Origin of the sequence: Janthinobacterium sp. PSPC3-1 (assembly GCF_049896105.1) — a bacterium.
Taxonomy (GTDB): domain Bacteria; phylum Pseudomonadota; class Gammaproteobacteria; order Burkholderiales; family Burkholderiaceae_D; genus Janthinobacterium.
Map to the genome: position 1 here is coordinate 1 of NZ_JAFCTQ010000038.1, position 14,634 is coordinate 14,634.

Sequence of the window (14,634 nt, forward strand, 5' to 3'; positions counted from 1 at the left end):
TCCCGTTCAAATTGAAACGGCAAGCATGCGGAAATCGGGATTACGCCACAAGGCTGTGGTTTATGGAGCGCTTACGGTTGGTCGCAGCTATTTCGATATCCTTATGGGTCAGTCCCAGCTATTTGGCGAAAAATCGTCGCAGGTATTAGTACAATAAGGCGGGCGTAGCCCAGCACCGCAGCACCTCGAGTCGCGTCTATTTCAGAAAGCCACACCTGGAACGCGTTCTACGACATGCCTTTGCCGGATTAACTTGCCAAGCGGCTGGAGACAATCGGCAACAGGCCAGGGCATCAATCTGTATCTCCGCCTTTTAACACACTACCGTTAGTTCAAAAAACCACAGCTGAACTGTCACCACAAAGCGAGCGGCCGCTGCGTGTTTCTAATGGACATATCGAGTTCACCGGTGCTTCAATGAAATCGTGCACGTATTTGCGATAGTTGCTCGTCCATACCTGCTTGACCAAATAACGGAAGAAACATGGGGGGCATTCCACGCTCCCGAAGGACATCTCCAACGAGCAATTCTGCTATCGCACCGACGACACCATGACCAATGTTCCAAATATAACGGCCACCGTACTGTGCATTTTTTACCTGTCCGTTGTTCTCTACAGCTGCCGCGTAGCGCTGCCCATCAGCTACTATCCGCACGCAAAACTGGTCCCAGTCATTACCAAGCACCTGTTTTGTGATCAGACAGATCAAGGGAAAAAAAAGGGCACAGCGAATATCGGATACGGCATAACCGACATGCAACCAGTTTTCAAGGTGCATCATACGAGTCGTATTGCCAAACTGATTCAGTGATGACCCAAATTGCGGATGGCGGCTCGCGTAGTCAGCAATGGTTTCAAAAAAGCCATTGCTGGATAGTGGATCAGCTGGATAATCAATAATACGCATTTTGTTTTCCCTTGTGACATTTGATAAGGTAAAAGCTGTTTGACGGCACCATATTTTAAATATGACATCATTTTTATGGCATCGAAAGTCTATGACGCTATTTTCAAGGCGCAAGCGTCATAAGCACAATGGCCTAAAATATTAGGTAATTCGCCAGCTCATGCATTATCATGGAAGGTTTCAACAAATTTAATTTTAATTGCCGTAGGAAATATTTTATTCGCCACTGCGCTATTCCTATCCAGTTACCTGGATTAGCAGTTTTTAATAATGAATATGAGAAATATTTTGGAGGAATAAAGAAATATTATCGAGGCGACACATATTCAGTGCGAACGGCCTTGACGACCTGACACTATTTTGGATAGGCTAATACAATTCTTGCGATGTCCGTACGCTTCTCGCTGATCGGCGTCTGTGAGCCAGGCAGACAGTCGGTTATGCATGAGCCGGGAAAACCAGGGTGGGAAGAGCGCGACGACGAACATGACCGGGTAAGATCCGGGCAGGGACAGCCGATCTCCGCGCCACGCCAGCTGGTAATAGCGTCGGCGCGGGTCTAGGTGGTGAATGCCATGATAGGCGTGGTTCAGCGTCACGCAGGCCTGCATCCAACAGCCGTCTTCCCACGCGAAGCCAAAATCGGCCTGCTGTGGTGTGCACCTCTGCGTAAGCCCCCAGTGCTGCAGATAGGTAATAGCCTGGATAGTGAATGCGGTGCCAACTACCTGAAACAGGTAAACGGCAAGTCCGTAGCCTCCCGCAAAAACATAAAATGCCATGGCAATGCTGATCGGTATTGGCAATTTGCACAACAGCCGATTCGCATGCCACGGCAATCCCGCGCGCCGAAGCCGACCAGTTTCCACCTCCCAGGCCGTGCGCAGTGAATTCCGGTAACGCCCGACAGCATAGCGATAGATGGAAACGCCTGGGGTGGCCGCATCGCCGCCGCGATGATGGCCAGTGCGCACATGGTGGCTCAAATGTTCCTCGGTAAAGTGGATGTAGCCAATCGACGCATCAAGCAAGCCACCCAACTTCCGGTCAAATGCTCTCGACGCATGTATGAGCTCGTGCGCTATGGCAGTATTGAGCGAACATACAATCCATAGCGACAGAGCAAAGCCGAGGTAGGTAATGCACGTCATCGATTGGGTCGCCAGCGTCCAGATTACCCAAGGCAACACAAGCGCCCAGATCAGGCAATACAGACGCGGCACACCGTCAAGATAATAGGCAAGCCAGCGAGAGCGCACTTGAACCGGTGGGGAGGAATCGTTACCAATCAGGTAGCGCAGCAATGGCAACGCCACAAAAAAGAACAGCACCGACAGCCAAGAAAACTGCAGCCAGGTGCCGAGTACCAGCAGACCCTGCGGAAGCAAGCAGAGCAGATAGCCCGCATTTTTCAATGCCGCACTATGCGTCGCCACAGTCGAGTCCTCCCTTTCGCAGACACATCGTCGCGCTATCCATTCGACAATGCTTGGCATGAGAGCCGTGAGTCCTACCCAAGTAACCCGAGCGCGTCTGCCTTCAAGACTGCCAGTTTCATTTTCTCAACGTCGAGCTTTTCCTTGATTTCGTTCAAACGCTTATATGCCGCTGCCAGCTTGATATCAAAGATCGCCGCAATTTCCGTGGCCACTTTTCCATCCTTTGACAGCTGCAAAGTTTCGATCTCCTCGTCGACCAGGCTATATTGGCGCATTGCTTGCTGTCTAAGCCGAAGGTTCCACCACAACAATAGTTCGCCACCCAAGGCACCGAACTGGATGCGCTTGGACATTAGCAGAGGCTCGCCGACGTCGGCTGGCAGTTCCGATCCGATATATAGCAAACCCATCCGCTTACTCGCCTCAGTGCTGGTGTGGGTTGGTACGACCAGGCCGCTACGAAAACCATGCTGGGCGCTCAGCCGAATCAGCTCCGCTTGTCCCGGTGTCTGCACTTTGACTTTCGATCCCACCAGCGGGGCGCTGTTAGTACGTGCATACTCCAAAAACGGGTCGGTCAGCATCCACATGCGTTTGCTATATAGAGCGCAAAGTTCAGGGCTGCAACCAATCGAATAGCGCATGCTGCCATTGCACCGCGTATCCACTGACGGCAATAGCAAGCAGTACACAAAAGACTCTGCACCGAGCATCTTGACAACCTGCATCACCAATTCGTTTGCGCCGGCTTCGGTTGTGCACTCGGCCAGCTGACAGATAACATCGAGCACTTCCGCCGAGCTGTGTGAGATTGTCATTTACGTCTTTCAATACAACAGTATCAGGTAACTACAGCTGCTCCTTCCATCCCTACGCATCCCCGAAATAGACCTCATCGTCGTCGGCCGCATTGCTGTTTTCGATCAATGACGTATTGCAGCTAGCGCACCGTAGAGAGGCGAATTCAGTCGATGTGGGCTTCTCCCGCCATCTGAATGAGGTTTCGAGTAGGCATCTCTGACACTCTGTTACGAATAAGACAAAGTTCCGACCGCAATTTTCGCAGATGACATCATGTTGGACGTCGTTGTCGAGCAATTCCAAATCATCGTTATATTGGTGGCCACAATGAGGGCACGAGAAGAACATGCCCGGAGTGACCGCAGGAACGACTTGGTGAACATTCATTGCCTAGTCTCCAGTGCTGGCTCCAAGTAGAGACCATGGCAGCACTAGAAATGGGCATGCCACAATCACGCCTCAAGAAAAAATCGTAAATTTCGGCAAAGAACTATCGAAGCTGAGAATATTCAAGGTTACGTCAATGTGAGGAATCTCATTTGATATTCATCTATATTGTGCGTAATTCACGGGCTGCATTGATATCAAGATGCATGTTGCGTTTTATTCCACATGTATACCAACGAAAGAAATCTAATTAGATATTTCTTACAAATTAGAAAGCTAAAATGCCTGTATATTTTATTGAAAAAGAGGAAATTTTTTTCTCACCTATTAATAGGGGCCAAGCGAGATATCGTCTCTCCGCAAAAATAACCTTCAAACTGGTAATCCACTCACCCTCCAGCTCCTTGGATGAACTAATTCACAGGTTGTTTTTCAAAATGAACTAATGCTTCATAATTACCTCTGTGCGTCCAGGGTGCGCGTCGAATTTATCGGTATCGTGCCGGCTGATATGTACCGATCCTCAAGGCAGAAGGAGTAGACGGATTTGTTGCAATGCCTTTCAGATCGTCGGCTATGATCAGGATGTTATTCCCGAGTTTCTTGGCGCATGGGGGGGGGTGGGGCGATCTTGTGCTCGAGGACTGCTGTCCGTTTTGCGGATGAATGTGTGGTGTGCATTCCCAAGAACAATCACGGATGTATTACTGTTCAAGATTAAACTGGGATGATTTACTGATTATTCGGAAAGTGACTCGGAATCAGGAGATTAGGGAAAAAACTTTGACAGTGCTTGAAAGAGAAGACGTGGACCACCCCTATTTATTTTCGCTATACGTTCCTCAAAGACATTTCCCTCCAAAAGAAAATTTCTTTGAGGAACTTGATACGCCCGATTTAGTTGAGCAAGATATGTCAATGCCAGACATCTGCACATTTACAATTGAGATAGCTTCCCTGTGCATCAGCGCCGATCTTCGCAGCACCGGAATTGGTTTGGCTATTCGACAAATCAGCGTATGATCGCTCACCGCATAGGGTGACCGCACAGGGAACCAATTGCGGCTTTGCAAGGACGCGTTCGGCATTGCCAATTAATGCACGGTCAAGAACCACAACGCCTCTTGTTTAGCCAAGTCGGTCGGGCTTGGTCGACAACAACAGCGAACCCAGCCACGATCAGGTCGACGTCAGATAGTTTATATCGCTACTGCGGCAAGTGACTTGCCGGACTCCGTCCACTCCTTGACCCATTTTGGTTGACGACCACGCCCAGTCCATTGCAGGGTAGCATCATCGGGATGACGATATTTGACGGCGACTGGTTGAGATTTGCTTTTGATCTTATTACCTTCCACAATCAGCTCCTTTACTGGCACGCCCAACTCCTGGGCAATTTTTAATACTTTTGCCCGAGCATCGTCCAGGTCATGTTGCTGCCGGACTTTCAGCTGCTTTTCCAGGTCACGTTGTAATTCACGCAACTGTGCAATTGTCAAATTTTCCAGATTCATAGATCAGCCTTTATGGTGTTCAAAAAATATAGAAACTACCACAGATTGTGCGCCTCGGACACGTAAATTAACCCAATAAAAAAACAGGTAATGCCGCGCGATCATTTCACGACGGCGTCGGCGAGATTGGCCGCTCCATCGCACGTCGCGATCAATGGTATGTCCGCTTGGCAGAGGAATCGCATACCAGCCAACGAATGGCAGAGAGATGCAACATGCCTGGAATGGCCGATCCTCGCCCAACTCAAATCGCAAACACTTTTCGGCCACCCGCCGAGCAGGTGCAAACTCAGCGAGATCAGTGCTTGTCTACTTCAGCGGTGGCCCAAAGAATTCCAGCGAGGCGGCATCTAACGGCGAGCTGGTTGCGATAGTAGTCCCTGCGTCAATTGATGGCCGGCGAGGTTCTCCGTCCGCCGTGTTCGCTGGCTGCATGGCGGCCAGCCCGGCGTACGCCAAAATTCTTAACCGGTTGATGCGTCGTGGACCTTTGGGAAAACGTTGCAGTTCGTCAAACAGCGGCGGGATATCCTCACGCATCAGCACGAAACTCATCCTGATTTCTGTTTTCATTGCCTGGCTCCCGACAACAACTGCACGGATGGGCTACTGGCTTCGTCCGCGCAGGTTCTCGCGGCAGGGGCATTCAAAAAGGCGGTGCCCGCCTCCTGAAAACCTGTCACATTGGCGTATATCGGATTTTTCAATTCCACTATTTTATGACGGGCAAAGGCAGCCCGTAGCGCTTTCCTGTAGAAAAAGGCCGCGCCGCCCACCAGGATAATATTGTTGATGTCGGCCGCATCGCCGACATAGCGCAACATTTCCGCCACCGCCTGTTCCGGTATTTTGGTTGCCATCAACAGATGGGGAGCCATGTCATACTCTGCCTGAAAGATAACTGGCTTCTTGCCATCGCGTAGTGCACGGTCAATGACATCATAGTCACGGTACTGCGACGATGTCGTGCGGCTGATACCATCAGCGATGACCTGTAATACGTCGAACATGCCGCGATCGACGGAATGGCTGCGCTTCTCGAGCTGCTGCATGCCATAGGTGACGATCCAATCGAATGACCGCCGTCCCGCGTCCATGATCAGGCTGCGCTCCTTCCGCACCTCTGCTAGCCGATTGTGCGTCAGTCCGTAGTGCATGAGGGCGCCGGTCGGTTGCGCAACGGCTTTGACATTGTCGATCGTCACGGTCCTGCCCTTGCCCAATGAATGCGTTCCTTTGATCTTTTGTTCCACTGCGGTGACCAGCCGACGCAACTTGAAGGTGGCCACTGGCAAACCAATCACGAGCAAATCAATATGCGCCAGTTGCATGTGATGGACTGCACCCAGTACCAACGCCATGTACTCGGGCGTATTGCAATAACGATCATTCTGCAGCATGTTGGCCGTGAACACATCCGCTGCCAGGTGCACGTCCGGGCCGACTTCGTAATATAGGCCGTCGACCGGGATCGCAATGGTTCTGCGCCGGGTTCCCCACGCATCCTGTTCCCGGGGTAACTCCGATGGCTGCGCCTGGGAGAGAAACATTTCACAGAGCAACGTACCATCGGTCTTGATGCCGGCGATATATTTCGTGTTGCCGCGGCCAACGTCCACTGCACGTACAACGGCGCCCATATTTTCTCTCCCGCTAATTATCCCATCTTCAGCATAGTGCCAACTGGGCCTGGTGCTGTGACGAAAAGCTGGCCTTTTCTCGCATCTTTCTTGGACAGCGACGGGTGCATCGCGTTTGCAGCACCATTCGACTCGCTGCAAACCCAGCACCTGGTCATTGAACCGACTTGCCGTCGCTGCCGACGCGCGTTCGAATCGTTACCCATTGGTTTTCCATCGGCGGCCCGGCCCGTTCGAGGCATCTCCTATCAATACCATTTACAATCAGAGGTATCACCCTTTTTATCTTTGTCGAGTGGCCGAGCCGCAGCAATTATCTCGACAAATTAAATTGCCCTTCAATTACAATTTTCTGGCCTCGCAAAACGTCCTTGACTTCAGTTTTGAATCTGCCTATTCTGGCTTGGCTGTCTGGACCTGCTTCCATGACCATCGCGGTCTCAATGCAGCGCCCGTGCGCGCCAGCACCGCCGCAGACGTTACCTGCCATTGGCGACTGGCTGACCAGTCCTGCATCATCGGCACCGTGTTGCCACGGCCAACCGATCCCCCTATCCGATCCGCGAGATCGATGAAACTTACCAGTCACTTCTGCCCCGCCGTGAGCGGACAGAGACGTCATCGCCGGCTGGAGCGCGATGCACGTTGACAGCCACCAGACAAGATCTGGGGCGTGCCGACATGAGCGGCATCACAGCAATTCCCTGTTAACGTTTTCCGTCGTGCGACCATCCAACAATGACGACAAGTAACCGTTGCCCGTGAGGCTTCGGCCCTGTCGGTGAGCACGTAGCGCCTGAGGGTCCGGTGGTAGGACCTGGGATATCGGCGTGGAAAGCAGACACCATTGACATCCAAACAGTTTGGCCTGGCCGTCAACCAGGTTGCCTTTGCGACGCACCAGCGTGGCACTGTCCGTCCTTGAGGCGGGGGTAGTTGGGCAGGCGAAATCCACCCAGCTTCGGCATGCGCATTTTTACGACACCATTCGCTCGCGCGATCAACCCTATCCAACACCGCACTGCGCCTGGGGCCTGCGCATTGCCTGCATCACCCGCCCGCATGACCAGCGCCGGTTGGCCGCGCCGCACCATGCTTCCACTCAGGCCAAGGTCCCGGCGCGCGCCTGGCAGCAGCGCGTCGACAGGCAACGTCGTACGCGCGCACCCAGGTGGCTGGCCGCTGGCGAAGCGTCGTGCCGCGCGCCGGCATGCACAGCGTGATGTGGCGCTCCGCCCTCGTGCGGCAAAGGAGATCGAGGATGTCGAACAACAATCACTGGAAAGCCCAACTGGACGCCATTTTGCTGGAGCACAATGGCCTGCATGCCGTGCGCAACAAGGTCGTGTCGCATAGCACCATGGCGGCGCGCAAGCTCGGCCTTGAACGTGCCTTCATGACGTTACGCACCCTGGGCTACAAGCCGACGCCCCACAACCTCAGTGCCAGGCATGTTCGCGCGCTGATGGACTACTGGACCGCGCACCCGGTCAACACCATGCCGTCACCGCCCGCGAACGACGGGCGGCGCCCATACAGCGCCGCCTATATCCAGCAGCAACTGAGCTTCCTGCGGGTGTTTTCGCGCTGGATCGGCAAACCGGGATTGGTTTTGCCGCCATACCACTATGTCGACGACCTGCAACTGGTCACGCGCCACTACACGGCGCAGCGCGACAAGAGCTGGAGCGGCCAGGGCCTCGATATCGAGCAGGTCCTGGCAAAGGTCAGCGCCATCGATGAACGGGTAGGCGCGCAGTTGCGCATGCTGCTGGCTTTCGGGCTGCGCCGCAAGGAAGCTGTGATGTTCTGCCCGCACGCCGCCGAAGTGCCCGCCTACGCACTGCCGGTCCACAATCCCCAGTCGGGCAGCGCGCGTTACATCAGCTTTTTGCGCATCAAGCGCGGCACCAAAGGCGGTCGCTTGCGGTTCACGGCCGTGCGCAACGACGAACAACGGGCCGCGCTCGCTGCCGCGTATCGCCTGGCGCGCTTTCAGCATTCCCACCTCGGCCATCCTGATTTGAGCCTGAAGCAGGCACTCGATCTGTTCTCCAACGTGGTGCGCAAAGCGGGCCTGTCCAGGGCGCAACTGGGCGCCACGCCGCACGGACTACGCCACGAATTCGCGGGTGACCTGTTTTTCGACATCGCCGCGTGCCAGGCGCCCGTACGGGCCGGCTTCCCTTGCCTGGACCCGGCGACCATGCGCGCGCTGTATCTCGAAGTGGCGCAGCAACTGGGCCATAACCGGCCGCAAATCAGCAACGCGTACCTGGGCTCACCCGTTGCACGAACCCCAGCGCCGGGAGCGGATTGCCACCAGATCGCATAACCCACACCCGCCCCAGTCGCTCTGAAAAGTGACTGTCACGCCCGGATTCGAAGGGAACCCCATGGATCTCTTTTCACACGCCTGCCGCTGCGCTTCCCGCTGGGTCAACCGGTGGCGCTTGCGGCGCCGTCCGCGCCATCGCCACAATGTGTGCCAGTCGTACCAGGTGTTGTCGCAGCTGCGCTCCTGGGAAGGAGCACACCTCGAAGCACGCTGCTTTGCGTTCCTGCGCAAGGTTGATCCGCTGCTGTTCGAGGAAATCGTCCTGACCGCGTTGGAAGACTGTGGCATGTTCATCTGGCGCAACCTGCGCTACACCGGTGATGGCGGCCTGGATGGCAAGGCCTGGCATCCGCACCACGGCTGGTGCGCAGTCCAGGTCAAACGCTATTGCCAGTACGTCTGCGCGGACCACGTGCGCGAGTTCGCCGAGCTGGTGGCGCGCCGCCATTATCCAGTTGGCCTGTTTGTCCATTCCGGACGCAGTGGCGGCGCCCTGTACAGCCATTTGGGCAACAGCCGCCTGACCCTCATTAGCGGCAACCGGCTATTGCAATTGCTGCTGCATCGCCGTCTGGGAAAGCTCTGGAAGTCAGTCGACAGCGGCAGGGCAGACAACCGGTGAGAGTTGAAGACGACGGACCGTCGCCTCTGATTTACTGCGGCATGGCCGCGCGAAAGCCGATGTCCAGATCGGCATGATCCACGTCTTCGCTGCGCAGATGGAACACACCGGCCGTCTCTCCAGAACACCAGTGGCCGCCGCGTATCAGTGCCTCGCCGCGATAGTCGTCGTCCGCGCCCGGCGCCGGACCAGCATCCTGCGTGACCGCCGATTCGTCACCACGATGAATCGAAGGCGATTCAGCGGCAAACGCGGCCGCCACGACCCCATTGGCGTCACCCTGTACATCGTCAAAGATCCATGAATACGCGTTGCCGGCCATATCGAAAATCATCTGGCCGTTCGACAGCAAATGCCAGCGCCGCTCGGCAGGGCAGGTCGAGCGACGGTTGCCGGGCCGGGGCCCTTCGCCCAAGCCCCGGTGCAGGCCGCGATACAGATGGCCGTGGCCAATTTTTCCGCCCGTCCAGTTTACGGGTTGTCGCAGGATATTGCAGGCGATTGCCAGCGCCTGGCGCTCCGTCAGCAGTGCCAGACCGCAGGCGGCACACGCCCGTTGTGCCGCCCGATAGCAGATGGCGGTCCAGGGCGCGCTCCACGGATCGATCTGGATGGTGCCAAACACCCCCATGCCACACAGATACTGGCCGACACGAAACGATGGCACCAGCTCGCCACCCACCACCGTGGCCGGCACCGTCACCAGGTGCTGGCGTTCGAGGATGCGCGCGATCACCGCCTCGCGCAGCGCATGTGCGCGATCCGGCGCCTCGTCCGCACAGGAGATCGCGTAGGCCGCTAACGCCGCCAGTGCATGCCGGTCGGTCCGTGCAGCGACCAGCAACCGCGCCATCAAATCGTGATGCATCGAGCCAGCGGGCAGCGCCATCAGCGCGTCAGCTACGGCGCCTGCGCCGCTGCCATGGGGTGCAATACGCTGGTCGATATGGGGAATAAGATGGTTCGACATACATGCCTCCATTGGAAAACAGTGGGTACGTGAACCAGTGTACGAGGAAGAACTCGTGTCTCAAGATGGGGCAATCATCCTCGTTCCCATCGCATGCCCCCCATCTGACAAGACGCTCACTGCAGCAGCATGCTGGTGGAAGCGCAGACAGATGCATCGGTAACGCGTGCTGGCCGGGCAGGCTTTGCCGGCCAGCACAATGCAGGATCGAAGGAAGGGAACACCAGCAAGCGGGGCACAACAGCTGGCGGGCGCGATCTACCACCATGCACGGTGGTAGATCGCGGCAGTCGCCGGGGGAACCCGGGAGACTAAAGCGTTTCTTTTGTCGTCATTGTCATGATCTTACTCCTGTCATGAAGGGTCTTTGCAACTGACATCGTAGTAAGCCGGTTGGGAAATGCCATCACGCTTAAGGAGCGGCCCATGCCAGGCAGGCGCCAGGATGGCGCACCACTACGCGTGCGAGCCTGGAACGCTTGCTGGATGATCGCGCCAGCAGATCTAGTACCGCATTACCCGTGTCAGGCGCCGGCGGCTTCCATCTCGACCGGGGCGGTGACGCGAAACCCGATCTCGTATTCGCCACGCTCGATGGCATGGGTGCGTAAATGGAATATCCCTGCTATGGCGCCGGAACCCGCATGGCCACCCCGGATCAACGCTTCGCCACGATAGTCGGTTCCCGGCAGCGGCCCATCACCGGCGCCGATATCGTGCGGCCACTCTTCCGAGCGCGCCGTGGTCGGCGAGTTCGGCAAGAATTTTCTCGCCACCACGCCGCGCGCATCACCCTGCACATCGTCGAAGATCCAGGAGTAGGCATTGCCCGCCATGTCGAAAATGACGTCGCCATTGGATAACACGTGCCAACGCCGCTCGATCTGGTGTCGCGGCAGATAAGTGGCCGCCTGTGGCCGACTCACGACGCCCTGGTGCAGTCCCTGGTACAGCCGTCCGACGCCGACCGCGCCACCGGTCCAGTTGACCGGCTGGCGCAAGATATCTTGCGCGATGGCCAGCGCCTGCCGCTCCGTCAGCAGCGCCAGGCCACATTCGTGGCTCACGCGCCGCGCCTCGGCGTAGGGAATCGACGTCCACGGCACGCTCTGTGAATCGATCTGAATCGTGTCGTACAGTCCGCGTCCACACAGGAACTGACCGACCCGAAACGCTGGTACCAGCGCGTCGCCAACCACCGTGGCCGGCACCGTCACCATCTGGTGGGTACGCAGCGCATGCCGGATCAGGATATCGCGCGCGGCGCCAAGCCGCGACGGCGCCTCGACCTCACTGGCGGTTGCCAAGGCCGCCATCGCGGCGAGCGCTTGGCGCAGCGTAGACGCTTCCAGCAGCAGCCGCTCGGGCTGGCCGGCCAGCGAACGCGTGGCCCGTCCATGCAACCCGGTGCGCGCGATCCGCGGCGGCGGCGCCAGTAAGCCATCAAGAAAAGAAATAGCATTGTCCGACATGTTCGCCTCCATGAGAGAATAGGTGTGGAGAACAGTCTAAAAGGCGCGCGAGTGTTCTCAAGTGGCGGTGACTGCGTCGGTGGATGCGTTGGAATCGCGACAGTGGGCGTGATAGTCGCTGTTGAAGATGGGGGCGGCGCACGCCCTCAGGCTGTTCGACAGCAGCATGGCCTGCAGGTTCGACAAGATCGCCTGCTGGTCGCAGCGCACCAGCCAGGCGCCACCGGCAACCCGCGCCAATATTGAGGGAGGGGATGGTCTGCCAGCAGGAATCACTGGCGCGCCATCCTGCTTGCCACGCGCGTCATCATCGAACACAATCTCACGCAGGCCGCTTCGTTTCCAGGCCGATTGGACGTCGCGGCATTGGCACGATGTCGTGGACGATGGACGCGTGACCGCGCCCCTTTACCGCACCCGATTGCCGCGCCCGAGTTCCTCCGGCGCGTTGAGGAACCAATGAAGACTTTGAACCTGGGGGCCTTGGCCCGTTACGTCACGCACACCGTCTCCCGCTTCGCACGTCACGACGGTGGCGATCCGCAGGTATGCGATCCAGTGCGCCTGAGCGATGCAGCGAACATGCCCGATCCTCTGTGCTACAGGAACAGTGATGCACTCGGCCTGCCCTCGTTTACACTGCAAGTGGCGTTCAACCACACGCAGTGCATGACCTCGCCCAATCCCAATCGCAACGCGACCGTCTTGGGCCACGACGGCGGTCGGGTAGGTTACGTCTCTTACGCGGTGTCGCCCCTGTTTGATCGGCTGTATCTATTTAAAATAGAAATTGATGAAGCGTTCAGGCGACAACGCTATGGGCTGGCCATCATCCGGTATCTGGTTTCCCATTATCAGCTGCCACTGACCACCATCCATGAACTCGGTAAGTCGCACATGTTCTGGGCGGCGGCCCGACATATGCTCGCACCGCTCGGGTGCGCCATTACCACCATCTCGTTCAGCGAGATGGATCAGGAGGGCGTGCGCTGGCGACATCTCCAGCCGGAGATTGATCGACTGGAGCAAATGATCAATCAACGCTTGCTCGCTGGCGAGGATTACGCCAGCGCGGTCGGGCGCGGACTCGCATAGCACGGCCGATCCATTGGACGATGCGCATCCGGACATCCAATGGCCGGCGCGCGCGGCGGGCGAACAGAACGGACCGCCGACGATCGAGACTCGCCTAAGGCATGGCACTCGCGCTCGCTATCCCAGCACCTGACCGTTCGCGTCGTATCGCACGTCGCGGTTGCCCACCTGGTTGCGGCGATCCGCCTGGACTGCATCAAGCACACTCTGCCATATTGGCAGACCGAGCGCCCGCAATTTGCCGACAAAATACCCCAGCGTTGCGGGCAATCCCAGACAATCGGCCAACGCCGGATCATCAAGATTACAATACAAAAAGCCGCCATCGGCGTCGTCGGCGCGCTCCACCAACAGGTAAAAGCCGCGCAGGGCCCGGTCATACCCCATCACGATCCGCACCGGACGGCCGGCAGACATCGCCGGATAGCTATGTTGTGACATGGTCGTGTTCTCCCCGCGCCGCACCAAGATAAACGAGTCGCACCAATGCCGTCGCTGCTTGCATCGCGAGGCCAGGGTGCCATCTTATGATGGTGCGCCATGGCGACGCGGGCGGGCGGTGTGCAATCCGTTGCAGGAAAGCGACCACCTCCGCCGGTACATGCGTGCGCCGAAATGACGGCAGGCTTTGCCAGATCCGCCTGCCGTACGGTTTGACGATCATGCGCGCATCAAAGATCATCAGCACGCCTTGGTTGCTTTCGTCGTGGAACAGGCGGCCGGCGCCTTGTTTGAGATTGATGATTGCTTCTGACAAGCAGTGCTCGATGAAACTGTTGTGCCCTTGGCGTTCCATTCGCTCCATGCGCGCCGCCAGCACCGGGTCGTCCGGTGGCGCGAACGGCAGTTTATCGATGATGACCAATGCCAGCGCGTCGCCGCCCATGTCCCCCCCTTCCCAGAAGCTCTGGCTGCCGATCAATACGCCATTGACGGTGGCTCGAAAACGCCGCAGCAGTTCGCTGCGCCCGCCGTCACCCTGGACGAACAGCGGAAATGGCAGTTTGCGCTGCTGGAACGTCGCGGCCAGGCGTTCAGCTAACCGGCGCTGCTCGATGCCTGGCGCGAGATCGTGAAGAGCAAGGCGGGGCACAGGACATGGCCGGTCGACGTGAGCCCGTCCAAGGTCGCGCGGCGGCCCCGGGATCATTGGCTGAACGATGTGTGCCCGGCCTGCACCGGCCGCGCCTACGAGTCGGTGCGCGGCCAGACCACGGTGATGTCGGACATCGCCTGCCGTGCATGCGCCGGCAGCGGCACGCGCGCCGTCCAGGCCCCGCACAAGACGCTGCACCTGATCGAGGACATGCTTGAAGCGCTCAATGCGACAAGCGCTACCGCGCGACGCAGGACAGTGGCCAACCTGAAGCCAAGACCATTGATGCTTTGCCGTGCCTTGAATTTGCCGCTCACCACGCGCTATCGTCGTGGGAGTGAAAAATAAGCC

15 protein-coding genes and 1 pseudogene are annotated in these 14,634 nt (G+C 57.3%); 5 read left to right on the forward strand and 11 right to left on the reverse strand.

Annotation, left to right across the window (positions count from 1 at the left end; genetic code table 11):
* Positions 1-414: 414 nt before the first annotated feature.
* The 3 genes from ACP7B7_RS26245 to ACP7B7_RS26255 all read right to left on the reverse strand — a co-directional run bounded on the left by ACP7B7_RS26245 (position 415) and on the right by ACP7B7_RS26255 (position 3,166).
* On the reverse strand, positions 415-909 hold the full coding sequence (locus ACP7B7_RS26245; protein ID WP_426078635.1) for a hypothetical protein: 495 nt from the start codon (positions 907-909) through the stop codon (positions 415-417).
* 326 nt (positions 910-1,235) lie between these two features.
* Positions 1,236-2,405, reverse strand: a complete 1,170-nt coding sequence (locus ACP7B7_RS26250; protein WP_426078636.1) for a fatty acid desaturase — start codon at positions 2,403-2,405, stop codon at positions 1,236-1,238.
* A gap of 14 nt (positions 2,406-2,419) precedes the next feature.
* Positions 2,420-3,166 (reverse strand): autoinducer binding domain-containing protein, encoded by a 747-nt coding sequence (locus ACP7B7_RS26255; RefSeq protein ID WP_426078637.1) that lies wholly within the window; start codon positions 3,164-3,166, stop codon positions 2,420-2,422.
* Positions 3,167-4,343: 1,177 nt separating this feature from the next.
* Between ACP7B7_RS26255 and ACP7B7_RS26260 the strand changes: the two genes are divergently transcribed.
* A complete protein-coding gene (locus tag ACP7B7_RS26260) occupies positions 4,344-4,559 on the forward strand; it encodes a hypothetical protein (protein ID WP_426078638.1) in 216 nt (71 codons plus the stop codon).
* A 176-nt stretch (positions 4,560-4,735) separates the two neighbouring features.
* On the opposite strand, the gene ACP7B7_RS26265 is transcribed toward ACP7B7_RS26260, so the two are convergent.
* The 3 genes from ACP7B7_RS26265 to ACP7B7_RS26275 form a co-directional block, all read right to left on the reverse strand.
* Positions 4,736-5,050 (reverse strand): H-NS family nucleoid-associated regulatory protein, encoded by a 315-nt coding sequence (locus ACP7B7_RS26265; RefSeq protein ID WP_426078639.1) that lies wholly within the window; start codon positions 5,048-5,050, stop codon positions 4,736-4,738.
* A 309-nt stretch (positions 5,051-5,359) separates the two neighbouring features.
* The gene (locus ACP7B7_RS26270; RefSeq protein ID WP_426078640.1) at positions 5,360-5,623 is read right to left on the reverse strand and encodes a hypothetical protein; all 264 of its coding nucleotides are present in this window, start codon (positions 5,621-5,623) and stop codon (positions 5,360-5,362) included.
* Positions 5,620-6,690: a PRTRC system protein D gene (locus tag ACP7B7_RS26275; RefSeq protein WP_426078641.1), complete on the reverse strand. Its 1,071-nt coding sequence runs from the start codon at positions 6,688-6,690 to the stop codon at positions 5,620-5,622. The genes ACP7B7_RS26270 and ACP7B7_RS26275 overlap by 4 nt, the downstream gene beginning before the upstream one ends.
* 1,261 nt (positions 6,691-7,951) lie before the next feature.
* Here ACP7B7_RS26275 and ACP7B7_RS26280 point away from each other — a divergent pair.
* Positions 7,952-9,025 (forward strand): integrase domain-containing protein, encoded by a 1,074-nt coding sequence (locus ACP7B7_RS26280; RefSeq protein WP_426078642.1) that lies wholly within the window; start codon positions 7,952-7,954, stop codon positions 9,023-9,025.
* Between the two features lie 61 nt (positions 9,026-9,086).
* The gene (locus ACP7B7_RS26285; protein WP_426078643.1) at positions 9,087-9,650 is read left to right on the forward strand and encodes a restriction endonuclease; all 564 of its coding nucleotides are present in this window, start codon (positions 9,087-9,089) and stop codon (positions 9,648-9,650) included.
* Positions 9,651-9,681: 31 nt separating this feature from the next.
* Here the strand turns inward: ACP7B7_RS26285 and ACP7B7_RS26290 are convergent, their stop codons facing one another.
* From ACP7B7_RS26290 to ACP7B7_RS26300, 3 genes are all read right to left on the reverse strand, one after another.
* Positions 9,682-10,620: a hypothetical protein gene (locus tag ACP7B7_RS26290; RefSeq protein ID WP_426078644.1), complete on the reverse strand. Its 939-nt coding sequence runs from the start codon at positions 10,618-10,620 to the stop codon at positions 9,682-9,684.
* A gap of 524 nt (positions 10,621-11,144) precedes the next feature.
* Positions 11,145-12,092 carry a hypothetical protein gene (locus ACP7B7_RS26295; RefSeq protein WP_426078645.1) on the reverse strand — a complete coding sequence of 316 codons (948 nt, stop codon included), beginning with the start codon at positions 12,090-12,092 and terminating at the stop codon, positions 11,145-11,147.
* Positions 12,093-12,149: 57 nt separating this feature from the next.
* Positions 12,150-12,410 (reverse strand): hypothetical protein, encoded by a 261-nt coding sequence (locus ACP7B7_RS26300; RefSeq protein WP_426078646.1) that lies wholly within the window; start codon positions 12,408-12,410, stop codon positions 12,150-12,152.
* 141 nt (positions 12,411-12,551) lie between these two features.
* Between ACP7B7_RS26300 and ACP7B7_RS26305 the strand changes: the two genes are divergently transcribed.
* Positions 12,552-13,187 carry a hypothetical protein gene (locus tag ACP7B7_RS26305; RefSeq protein ID WP_426078647.1) on the forward strand — a complete coding sequence of 212 codons (636 nt, stop codon included), beginning with the start codon at positions 12,552-12,554 and terminating at the stop codon, positions 13,185-13,187.
* A 117-nt stretch (positions 13,188-13,304) separates the two neighbouring features.
* Here ACP7B7_RS26305 and ACP7B7_RS26310 read toward each other — a convergent pair whose 3' ends face one another.
* Positions 13,305-13,628, reverse strand: a complete 324-nt coding sequence (locus tag ACP7B7_RS26310) for a hypothetical protein (RefSeq protein ID WP_426078648.1) — start codon at positions 13,626-13,628, stop codon at positions 13,305-13,307.
* Between the two features lie 130 nt (positions 13,629-13,758).
* Positions 13,759-14,235: pseudogene (locus ACP7B7_RS26315) on the reverse strand (ATP-dependent DNA helicase); the annotation flags it as partial.
* A gap of 24 nt (positions 14,236-14,259) precedes the next feature.
* On the opposite strand from ACP7B7_RS26315, the gene ACP7B7_RS26320 reads away from it, so the two are divergent.
* Positions 14,260-14,631, forward strand: a complete 372-nt coding sequence (locus ACP7B7_RS26320) for a hypothetical protein (RefSeq protein WP_426078649.1) — start codon at positions 14,260-14,262, stop codon at positions 14,629-14,631.
* Positions 14,632-14,634: the final 3 nt, after the last annotated feature.

Bases quoted from the DNA above. Each gene is read 5' to 3' on its own strand.
- ACP7B7_RS26275 (WP_426078641.1), bottom strand. From the start codon at position 6,690: ATGGGCGCCGTTGTACGTGCAGTGGACGTTGGCCGCGGCAACACGAAA.
- ACP7B7_RS26290 (WP_426078644.1), bottom strand. From the start codon at position 10,620: ATGTCGAACCATCTTATTCCCCATATCGACCAGCGTATTGCACCCCAT.
- ACP7B7_RS26255 (WP_426078637.1), bottom strand. From the start codon at position 3,166: ATGACAATCTCACACAGCTCGGCGGAAGTGCTCGATGTTATCTGTCAG.
- ACP7B7_RS26265 (WP_426078639.1), bottom strand. From the start codon at position 5,050: ATGAATCTGGAAAATTTGACAATTGCACAGTTGCGTGAATTACAACGT.
- ACP7B7_RS26250 (WP_426078636.1), bottom strand. From the start codon at position 2,405: ATGCCAAGCATTGTCGAATGGATAGCGCGACGATGTGTCTGCGAAAGG.
- ACP7B7_RS26310 (WP_426078648.1), bottom strand. From the start codon at position 13,628: ATGTCACAACATAGCTATCCGGCGATGTCTGCCGGCCGTCCGGTGCGG.
- ACP7B7_RS26245 (WP_426078635.1), bottom strand. From the start codon at position 909: ATGCGTATTATTGATTATCCAGCTGATCCACTATCCAGCAATGGCTTT.
- ACP7B7_RS26305 (WP_426078647.1), top strand. From the start codon at position 12,552: ATGAAGACTTTGAACCTGGGGGCCTTGGCCCGTTACGTCACGCACACC.
- ACP7B7_RS26295 (WP_426078645.1), bottom strand. From the start codon at position 12,092: ATGTCGGACAATGCTATTTCTTTTCTTGATGGCTTACTGGCGCCGCCG.
- ACP7B7_RS26270 (WP_426078640.1), bottom strand. From the start codon at position 5,623: ATGAAAACAGAAATCAGGATGAGTTTCGTGCTGATGCGTGAGGATATC.
- ACP7B7_RS26285 (WP_426078643.1), top strand. From the start codon at position 9,087: ATGGATCTCTTTTCACACGCCTGCCGCTGCGCTTCCCGCTGGGTCAAC.
- ACP7B7_RS26280 (WP_426078642.1), top strand. From the start codon at position 7,952: ATGTCGAACAACAATCACTGGAAAGCCCAACTGGACGCCATTTTGCTG.